This is a genomic window from Chitinivibrio alkaliphilus ACht1 (assembly GCF_000474745.1).
GTDB lineage: Bacteria > Fibrobacterota > Chitinivibrionia > Chitinivibrionales > Chitinivibrionaceae > Chitinivibrio > Chitinivibrio alkaliphilus.
Genome location: NZ_ASJR01000060.1, coordinates 1 through 1522, shown reverse-complemented (window position 1 = coordinate 1522; position 1522 = coordinate 1). Strand labels below are relative to the sequence as shown.

1 protein-coding gene is annotated in these 1522 nt (G+C 42.1%); it reads left to right on the top strand.

Going from position 1 to position 1522, the window contains the following annotated elements:
• The first annotated feature begins 109 nt into the window (after positions 1-109).
• Complete coding sequence (locus tag CALK_RS11615) at positions 110-1516, top strand: IS5 family transposase (protein WP_155851876.1); 1407 nt, start codon at positions 110-112, stop codon at positions 1514-1516.
• Positions 1517-1522 lie beyond the last annotated feature (6 nt).

Sequence of the window (1522 nt, the reverse complement as noted above, 5' to 3'; positions counted from 1 at the left end):
TAGGGCTTACTGAATAACTCAAATCTTGCTATTCAAGCCTCTCTTGTACTTCTGCAAAGGTATTTTCTGCAAAGGTTTTTCTTTCATCTCTGAAAAAGGCTTGCAGATAGTGTATCAAAATTCAGACTCAGAACAGCTTGAGATCGAGTTTTTTCTCCCCTTTGGTGGACATCTCAAGGGTGATAATCGATGGGTAGTTCTTGCTCATAAAATTCCCTGGCATGAATTTGAGTCGGAGTATGCGTCTCAATTCTCTCAATCGCAAGGAGCTCCTTCACTCAGTTTTCGTATTGCTCTTGGAGCTTTGATCATCAAGGAGCGGATGACTCTGAGTGATGAAGAGACTGTTGAAGTGATAGAAGAGAGCCCGTATCTGCAGTATTTTCTGGGATTCAAAGAGTTCCAGCAGGAACGCCCCTTCCACAGTTCAATGATGACACATTTTCGAAAAAGAATTACATCAGAACTTCTTGCAAGGCTTAATGACCGAATTGTTCAGCAATATAGGGAAACAAAAGACGACTCAGACAGAGACTTTACTGGTGATGGCGGAACGCTAATTGTTGATGCAACTTGTACTCCTGCAGATGTTCGGTTTCCTACGGATATTTCACTACTCAATGAAGCGCGCGAACACTGTGAAAAAATCATCGATACTCTTTGGGATAACAGTGAGAAGACAGGTGTTAAACCAAGAACGTATCGTCGAAATGCAAGAAAAGCATATCTCAATGAAGCACGAAGCAAACGCTCTTCAGCAGCGAAACGACGCAAAGCCATCCGTAAGCAGTTGAACTTTATTCGCAGAGACCTCGCTACAATTGAGGCTTTGGGGATGATTGATACACTGTCGTCTAAACAGTATCGCCAATTGCTCGTGGCCAGTGAAGTGTATCGCCAACAGTTTGAGATGTTCAAAGAGAGAAAGCATTCTGTGGCGGATAGAATTGTGAGTTGTTCTCAGCCTCAGGTTAGGCCAATAGTTCGAGGGAAAGCTGGAAAACAGACTGAGTTTGGAGCTAAGATTTCAGCCTCTGTTGTGGATGGTTTCACCTATCTCGACAGAATTTCATTCGACAGTTACAATGAATCTGAAGACCTCCCGTCACAGATCGAAGCATACAAGAAAAGATATGGCGTTTATCCGAAAAAGGTTTTGGCTGATCAGATTTACGCTACAAGAAAAAATCGCAAATATTGCAAGGAGCGAGGAATTGTTCTATCAGGTAAACCTCTTGGAAGACCACCAAAAGATGGATACTCTGATGAACAGAAAGAAGAGTGGCGACAGAATGAGTGTGAAAGAGTGCCTGTCGAAGGGAAATTCGGACAATTGAAAAGAAAGTACTCCCTTGGAAGAGTAATGGCAAAACTCGCCCATACTTCCGAAATTGTTATAAGAATCGCCATTCTCGTAGTGAATCTCGCAAAGATTCATTGTCTCCAGATCTTTTTCTATATCCAGAGACTTATAAACCGACTTTTCTCCTTTTATGGAAGACTACTTTTTCAGTAAACCCTA